Consider the following 6,781-nt stretch of genomic DNA (forward strand, 5'->3'; position numbering starts at 1 on the left):
TCCCGCAGCGCGTCAGCGGGGGCCGCCCTCGGAGGGCGGGCGCGGCGGGGGCGTCAGCGGGCGCTCTCCTCGAACAGCCAGGTCGAGAGGTAGCGCTCGCCGGTGTCCGGCAGCACCACGACGATGAGCTTGCCCGCGTTCTCCGGCCGGCGCGCCACCTCCCGCGCCGCCCACGCGGCGCCGCCGCAGGAGATGCCGGAGAGGATGCCTTCCTCGCGGCAGAGGCGCCGCGCCATCTCGCCGGCCGGATCGTTCCCGACCGTGATCACCTCGTCGATGAGGTTCGCGTTGAGCACCTTCGGCACGAACCCGGGGCCCCAGCCCTGGATCTTGTGCGCACCGGCCTTGCCGCCGGAGAGGACCGGAGAGTCGGCGGGCTCGGCGGCGACGATGCGAATCCCAGGCTTGCGCGCCTTCAGGACCTCGGCGCAGCCGGTGACCGTGCCGCCCGTGCCCGTCCCCGCGACGAGGATGTCGATGCGGCCGTCGGTGTCGCGCCAGATCTCCTCGGCGGTGGTGCGCCGGTGGATCTCCGGGTTCGCCGGGTTCTCGAACTGCTGCAGCACGAGGTAGCGGCGGTCCTCGGCGGCGAGCTCCTCCGCCTTCTTGATGGCGCCCTTCATGCCCTCGGGCCCGGGCGTGAGCACGAGCTTCGCGCCGAGCGCGAGCAGGAGCTTGCGCCGCTCGATGCTCATCGTCTCGGGCATCGTGAGCACGATGGGGAGGCCCTTCGCCGCGGCGGCGAAGGCGAGGCCGATGCCGGTGTTGCCGCTCGTCGGCTCGAGGAGGATCGTGTCGGGCTTGATCCGCCCGTCGCGCTCGGCCGCCTCGATCATCGCGACGCCGATCCGGTCCTTCACGGACGAGCAGGGGTTGAAGCTCTCGAGCTTGGCGGCGACGGTGGCGCGCGCGCCGTCCATGACGCGGTTGAGCCGCACGAGCGGCGTGTTGCCGATGAGCTTCGTCACGTCGTCCGCGATGCGCATCCGTGTTCCTCCGCGAGCGGCCCCGGAAGCGGGTGTCCGCTATAACGGACGCCATCTTTAAAAGCGGACGCCGTTCCTGTCAAGCAGAGGCTGGCGTCGGCGCCAGGAGCGGGACTCGCACTCAGGGAGACATCGCGACGACGCCGCTGTCCGCCGGCCGCGGCGCGCACCGGAGCCCGCCGCGCGTCCCCGAACGTTCGGGCCGGCTCCTCCCTCCCGCGGGCTGCCGAGGCGCCGCGCTTGCATCGTGGCGGCCCCATGCGACGCCCCCTGGCCCCGCTCGCCGCGGCGCTCCTCACGAGCTGCCAACCTCTCCTCGACGTGCCGGCGCGCGCGCCGGGCGGAGCCGCGCTGCGGATCGCCACCTGGAACGTCCACGATCTCTTCGACGCCGAGGACCGGCTCCTCCCGCCCGGCGCAGAGGACGAGGTCCCGTCGCCCGCCGCGGTCGAGGCGAAGCTCGGCGCGCTCGCGGCGGTCCTCGTCCGCATCGACGCCGACGTGGTGCTCCTCCAGGAGGTCGAGAACCTCCCGCTCCTCGAGGCGCTCGCGGCGCGCGCCGGCTACGCCGACGCCCGGCTCGTCGAGGGCAACGATCCGCGCGGCATCGACGTCGCGGTGCTCTCGCGCCCGGCGATCGCGCGCTACGTGAGCCACGCGGGTGAGCGCGACGCGGCGGGTCGGCTGCTCTGGCCGCGCGACTGCGTGGAGGTCCACCTCGCCGCGGGCGGCCGGCGCCTGGCGATGGTGGTGAGTCATCTCAGCTCGCGTCTCTCCGACGACGGCACGCGGCGCGCGGCGCAGGCGACCCGCATGCGCGAGATCGCCGACGCGCTCGCCGTCGCGGATCCGGACGCCGTCGTGCTGGCCGGCGGGGATCTCAACGATCCGCCCTCCGCGCCGGCCCTCGCGCCGCTCTCCGCCGACGGGGCGTACGTCGATCCGCTCCCGCCCGGGGTGACGACCTGGTCCACGGGCGCTGGCGCGGAGCGGCTCGACGCGCTGCTCGTCGCGCGGGCGGACGCGGGCGCGGTCGTGCGCGCGGAGGTGGAGCACGGGAGCTACATCGAGCGCGCGTCCGACCACCAGCCGATCGTGCTGGACCTCCGCCTGCCGTGAGGATCGCGCCGGCGGCGCGGACGACCCACCTTGAGGAGGAGGGGGATGCTCCATGCCGGACGATCGCAAGCCGAAGGACGAGCAGGGGACCGAGCCCGGGCTCGCGGGCGGGCCAGGGCCGAAGCCGCCCGGGTTCGAGGATGGCACGCCGCGCATCCTCGGGGACGGCTCGCCGGGCTACCCGCCAGAGGGGGCGCTCGAGCCCCGGGACGAGGAGGTCGAGAACCGGAAGGGCGAGCCCGTGGAGCACGGCCACCACCCCGCCCGGCGCCCGCCGAAGCGCGGGGGCGAAGGGTGAGGCGCAGGTTCGAGGGAAGGGTGGTCGTCGTCACCGGGGCGGCCGCGGGGCTCGGCCGCGCCATCGCGCGGGCGTTCGGGGCGCAGGGGGCGCGGGTGGGGCTCCTCGCGCGCGGGGGCGAGGCGCTCGAGAACGCCGCGGCGGAGATCCGCGCCGCCGGGGGCGAGGCGCTGGTCCTCGAGGCCGACGTCGCGGACGACCGCGCCGTCGCCGCGGCGGCCGACGCGGCGGTGCGCGCCTGGGGCGCCCTCGATCTCTGGGTCAACGACGCGATGGTGAGCGTCTTCTCGCCGGTGATGGAGATGACCGCCGACGAGTACCGCCGCGTCACAGAGGTCACCTACCTCGGCGTCGTCCACGGCACGCGCGCCGCGCTCCGCCACATGCTCCCGCGCGATCGCGGGCACGTGATCCAGATCGGCTCGGCGCTCGCGTATCGCTCCATCCCGCTCCAGAGCGCCTACTGCGCCGCCAAGGCCGCGGCGCGCGGCTTCACCGACGCGCTCCGCTGCGAGCTCCACCACGACCGCTCGAGGGTGAAGCTCTCGATGATCCACCTCCCCGCGGTGAACACGACGCAGTTCGACCTCGTCCGCACGAGGCTGCCGGGGCACCCGAAGCCGGTGCCGCCCATCTACCAGCCGGAGCTCATCGCCGATGCGGTGCTCCGCGTGGCGCGCCGGCCGGTGCGGGAGCTCTGGCTCGGCTGGCCCACGGCGCGGGCGATCCTCGGCCAGTTCGTCATCCCCGGCCTCCTCGATCGCTACCTCGGGAGGATCGGCTACCGCGCGCAGCAGACCGACTTCCCGCCGGAGGCGGGCCGGCCCGACGACGTCGACGCGCCCGTCCCGGGCGACCCCGGCGCGCGCGGCGAGTTCGACCGCGAGGCGCACGCGAGGAGCCTCTCGATGTGGCTGCAGCTCCGGCGCGGGGCGATCCTCGCGACCGTCGCCGCGGTGGCCGTCGCCGGGTGGGGCGTGCGCCGGCTCGGGGCGGGCTGACGACCGCGCTGGGGGAGTTGGAGTGAGGCGCCTGGGAATCGAACCCAGAACCACCGGCTTAAAAGGCCGATGCTCTGCCAGTTGAGCTAGCGCCTCGTGCGACTCGGCCGCGCAGGTCGCGCGGGCGCGGGCAAGGTTACCGATTTTCCCCGCGGGCGCCACCGCAGTTGCGCGGAGGGCGAAACTCTCGCCCCGCGAGAGGCGGTCACGGCTTGCGCTTCGCGCGCACTGCCGCCACCGCGCGGGCGCGAGCCAGCTTGGGAACGGCAGGAGCGGGGACGCGCGTCACCGTCGCGGCGCGCGGGGCGCAGGCGCGCTCGTCCGCCTCGACGCGCGCGAACCACTGCGCCGCGCTCGCCTTCACGCGAGCCCAGCGGATGTCCTCCGGGCTCGCCATCGGGATCTCGGCCGGCGCGGAGGCCCGGGCAGGGGCCTCGACCACGCGCGCCCCGGCGCGGCGCCTGAACACCTCGCCGTAGAGCGAGGAGTGCGTCCGCGCGCAGAACGGGCACTGGTAGTAGCGGATCGCGCTGCCCGGCGCGGACCAGCTCGTCATCAGGACCTTGCAGTGCGTGCACTCGACCGCGGCATCCATCGATTTCCCGGGATATCGCCGGGGGATCCCAGGGTCAAGAAATCGGGCCGGATCCGTCGGGGGCCCGGGCGGCGCGTGAGGGACTCGTGCGCTCCACCGCGCGGGTCGCTCCCCGGTTAGAACTGGGGCATGCGCACGCTCGTGAACCTCGACGGCTCCCTCGTCGCGCCGGCGGAGGCGAGGGTCTCGGTGTTCGACCGAGGCTTCCTCTACGGCGACAGCGTGTACGAGGTGATCCGGACCTACGGCGGCCGGCCCTTCGAGCTCGAGGCTCACCTCGCCCGGCTCGCGCACTCCGCGGCCCGCATCGGGCTCGTGCCGCGCTGGGACGCGCACCGGACGACCGCGGAGATCGATCGCACCCTCGCCGCCGCGCGCGGCGCCGAGGCGGTGGACCCGGCGGCGGCGCCCTGGAACCTGGGCGAGCGGTACGTCCGCGTGGTGATGACGCGCGGGGCGGGAGAGATCGGGCTCGATCCCGCGCTCGCGGTCGATCCGCTCGCCATCGTGATCGTGCAGCCGCTGGTCGGACCGCCGGCGCGCGCCTACGCGGACGGGATCCCCGCGGCGATCGTGGGCGTGCGGCGCGCCTCCCCGCAGGCGGTGGACCCCTCCGCGAAGACCGGGGCGCACCTCACGCACGTGCTCGCGGTCCGGGAGGCTCGCGCGGCGGGGGCGCAGGAGGCGCTGCTCCTCGACGACGCGGGGTTCGTCACGGAAGGCTCGTCGTCCAACGTCTTCGCGGTCGCGGGCGGCCGGCTGCTCACGCCGCCGATCGCGGCCGGGATCCTCGAGGGCGTGACGCGGGCGGTGGTGCTCCGGCTCGCGGGAGCCGAGGGCGTCCCGGTCGAGGAGGTGCCGCTCCGGCCGGAAGATCTGGAGAGGGCGGACGAGCTCTTCATCACCTCCACCGTGCGGGAGATCCTCCCCGTCACGCGGCTCGGGGACAGCGCCGTCGGCGGCGGCCGGCCGGGGCCGGTCACCTATCGGCTGCACCAGGCCTTCCGCCGCCTCGCGGGCGGACCTGTAGGACTGAGGGTGCGCAGGTAGGCGGAGGAATCGCCTCCCCCGATCGCAGGAGGCGAGCGTACACTCGCCGGCGCATGCCACGGATCGCAGTCTGCGCCGTCCTCCTCGCGCTCACCGCGTTCGCCCGCGCCGACACCCACGATGACGCCGCCCGCGCGCTCCGCGAGGACGGCTCGGTGAAGGTCCGCGCGCAGGCGGCGATCGTGCTCGGCCAGCGCGGCGACGCCGAGGCCGTCCCCCTGCTCGCCGAGGCGCTCGCGTCCGACGCCGCGCCCGCGGTCCGCATCGCGGCGGCCGGCGCGCTGGGGCGCCTCGGGGGCCGCGGCGCGCGGGAAAAGCTCGAGGCGGCGCGCCGGTCGGATGCGGATCGGGCCGTGCGGGCCGCCGCGGCCCGCGCGCTCGACGTGCTCGGCCTCGCGTTCTCCATCGACGAGCCCGGGGGGAGCGCCGGCGGCGCCGCCGCGCGCAGCGCGCTGCGGGAGGCGATCGCGCGTCACATCACGGCGCACGGCTGGGAGGTCCTCGAGCGCGGCGGGGTGGTGCTGAAGCCGACGGTGCTGCGCGTCGACGTGGACGCGGGCGCCGGCCGTACGGTCGTCGCCGTCAGGGCGGCGCTCGTGGCGGTGGACGGCGACGGGCGAATGGCGGCGATGCTCGAGAGCGGCGCGCGCCTGTCCGCGGCGGGCGCGATCCCCGAGGCGAAGGTCGCCGCGTACGCGGCGCGTGCCCTCGACGCCGCCGCCCGGGCGCTGTGCGAGGATCTCGCGGCGCGCCTCGGGGGGAGGTAAACGGAGGGGATGGATTCCGCGACCGGCCGGCCCAATCCCACTCCGCCGCCCTCGCCCGGCGCCCCGCAGACGGCCGGCGCGCCCGATCCGGTGGTGCCGCCCGCAGAGCCCCCGCGCCGGAGGCTCCGCAACTACCTCCTCGACGGCGCGCTGCAGCTCCGGCTCGCGAGCTACCTGCTCGCCGTCGCGGTCGCGCTCTCGAGCGGCCTCGGCTGGCTCCTCTGGACTGCGTACCGCGAGACGAGCCGGGTCGTCGCCCTCGGCGATCCGCTCGCCGGCGAGTCGCTCGCGCAGGCGCTCGCGGCGGAGGACCGTGGGCGCATCGGCCTCGTCGCCGTCGTGCTCGCCGCCGCGCTGCCGTGCCTGCTCGTCGCGGCGGTGGTGGTGACGCACCGGATCGCAGGGCCCGCGCTCGTCCTGAGCCGCGCCTGCCGCGACGTCGCCGCGGGGCGGCTCGCGCCGATCCGGCCTCTGCGCGCCCGCGACCTGCTGGTCGATCTCGCAGACGACGTCGGCGCGATGATCGACTCCCTCCGCGACCGCGAGGCGCGCGAGCGCGACGAGCTCGCCCGGGCCGCTGCCTGCCTCCGCGATCCCGCCGCTGCGCCGGAGGCACGGGCCGCCGCCGCCGCTGCGCTGGACGCGCTCGCGGCCGAGAAGGACGCTCGGCTCGAGTCGTGAGGCGCCGCGGAGCCCTGGGCATCGCCGTCGCCGCGCTGCTCGCGTGCGCGATCGGGCGGAACGAGGTGTCGGCGCCGCGTGCGCCGGCGGAGGCGGGTGCGACCGGGACCTCGACATCGACCCCGACCCCGACCCCGACCCCGACCTCGACTCCGACCTCGACTCCGACCTCGACTCCGACCTCGACCCCGACCCCGACCTCGACTCCGACCTCGACCTCGACCCCGACCCCGACCCCGACCCCGACCCCGACCTCGACCCCGACCTCGACCTCGACCTCGACC

The 6,781-nt window shown here is 75.9% G+C and carries 9 protein-coding genes and 1 tRNA gene; 7 read left to right on the forward strand and 3 right to left on the reverse strand.

Translation table 11 applies throughout. The features are described from left to right. Positions 1-53: 53 nt before the first annotated feature. Positions 54-986: a cysteine synthase A gene (cysK, locus tag MNY62_RS16830; RefSeq protein ID WP_242345347.1), complete on the reverse strand. Its 933-nt coding sequence runs from the start codon at positions 984-986 to the stop codon at positions 54-56. Between the two features lie 258 nt (positions 987-1,244). Between cysK and MNY62_RS16835 the strand changes: the two genes are divergently transcribed. From MNY62_RS16835 to MNY62_RS16845, 3 genes are read left to right on the forward strand one after another with little or no spacing between them, the layout of a single operon-like run. Continuing rightward, a complete protein-coding gene (locus MNY62_RS16835) occupies positions 1,245-2,105 on the forward strand; it encodes an endonuclease/exonuclease/phosphatase family protein (RefSeq protein ID WP_242345348.1) in 861 nt (286 codons plus the stop codon). Between the two features lie 52 nt (positions 2,106-2,157). Beyond that, positions 2,158-2,403 (forward strand): hypothetical protein, encoded by a 246-nt coding sequence (locus MNY62_RS16840; RefSeq protein ID WP_242345349.1) that lies wholly within the window; start codon positions 2,158-2,160, stop codon positions 2,401-2,403. Beyond that, a complete protein-coding gene (locus tag MNY62_RS16845; RefSeq protein ID WP_279426691.1) occupies positions 2,400-3,404 on the forward strand; it encodes an SDR family oxidoreductase in 1,005 nt (334 codons plus the stop codon). The genes MNY62_RS16840 and MNY62_RS16845 overlap by 4 nt, the downstream gene beginning before the upstream one ends. 23 nt (positions 3,405-3,427) lie before the next feature. Here MNY62_RS16845 and MNY62_RS16850 read toward each other — a convergent pair. Both MNY62_RS16850 and MNY62_RS16855 read right to left on the reverse strand, forming a co-directional pair. Beyond that, positions 3,428-3,500, reverse strand: a tRNA-Lys gene (locus MNY62_RS16850). Positions 3,501-3,609: 109 nt separating this feature from the next. Then, positions 3,610-3,999 carry a hypothetical protein gene (locus MNY62_RS16855; RefSeq protein WP_242345351.1) on the reverse strand — a complete coding sequence of 130 codons (390 nt, stop codon included), beginning with the start codon at positions 3,997-3,999 and terminating at the stop codon, positions 3,610-3,612. 129 nt (positions 4,000-4,128) lie between these two features. On the opposite strand from MNY62_RS16855, the gene MNY62_RS16860 reads away from it, so the two are divergent. The 4 genes from MNY62_RS16860 to MNY62_RS16875 form a co-directional block, all read left to right on the forward strand. Then, the gene (locus MNY62_RS16860; protein WP_242345352.1) at positions 4,129-5,049 is read left to right on the forward strand and encodes an aminotransferase class IV; all 921 of its coding nucleotides are present in this window, start codon (positions 4,129-4,131) and stop codon (positions 5,047-5,049) included. Between the two features lie 53 nt (positions 5,050-5,102). Next, entirely contained in the window at positions 5,103-5,816 is a 714-nt protein-coding gene (locus MNY62_RS16865) for a HEAT repeat domain-containing protein (protein WP_242345353.1), read from the forward strand. A gap of 9 nt (positions 5,817-5,825) precedes the next feature. Continuing rightward, positions 5,826-6,497, forward strand: coding sequence for a methyl-accepting chemotaxis protein (locus MNY62_RS16870; RefSeq protein ID WP_242345354.1), 672 nt, complete (start codon positions 5,826-5,828; stop codon positions 6,495-6,497). Positions 6,498-6,540: 43 nt separating this feature from the next. Further along, the coding region (locus tag MNY62_RS16875; protein WP_242345355.1) for a hypothetical protein at positions 6,541-6,781 on the forward strand (241 nt) is incomplete at its 3' end.

Source organism: Anaeromyxobacter terrae (genome assembly GCF_022690685.1).
GTDB classification, from domain to species: Bacteria; Myxococcota; Myxococcia; order Myxococcales; family Anaeromyxobacteraceae; genus Anaeromyxobacter; species Anaeromyxobacter terrae.

Bases quoted from the DNA above. Each gene is read 5' to 3' on its own strand.
- MNY62_RS16870 (WP_242345354.1), top strand. From the start codon at position 5,826: ATGGATTCCGCGACCGGCCGGCCCAATCCCACTCCGCCGCCCTCGCCC.
- MNY62_RS16855 (WP_242345351.1), bottom strand. From the start codon at position 3,999: ATGGATGCCGCGGTCGAGTGCACGCACTGCAAGGTCCTGATGACGAGC.
- MNY62_RS16835 (WP_242345348.1), top strand. From the start codon at position 1,245: ATGCGACGCCCCCTGGCCCCGCTCGCCGCGGCGCTCCTCACGAGCTGC.
- cysK (WP_242345347.1), bottom strand. From the start codon at position 986: ATGCGCATCGCGGACGACGTGACGAAGCTCATCGGCAACACGCCGCTC.
- MNY62_RS16860 (WP_242345352.1), top strand. From the start codon at position 4,129: ATGCGCACGCTCGTGAACCTCGACGGCTCCCTCGTCGCGCCGGCGGAG.
- MNY62_RS16840 (WP_242345349.1), top strand. From the start codon at position 2,158: ATGCCGGACGATCGCAAGCCGAAGGACGAGCAGGGGACCGAGCCCGGG.
- MNY62_RS16865 (WP_242345353.1), top strand. From the start codon at position 5,103: ATGCCACGGATCGCAGTCTGCGCCGTCCTCCTCGCGCTCACCGCGTTC.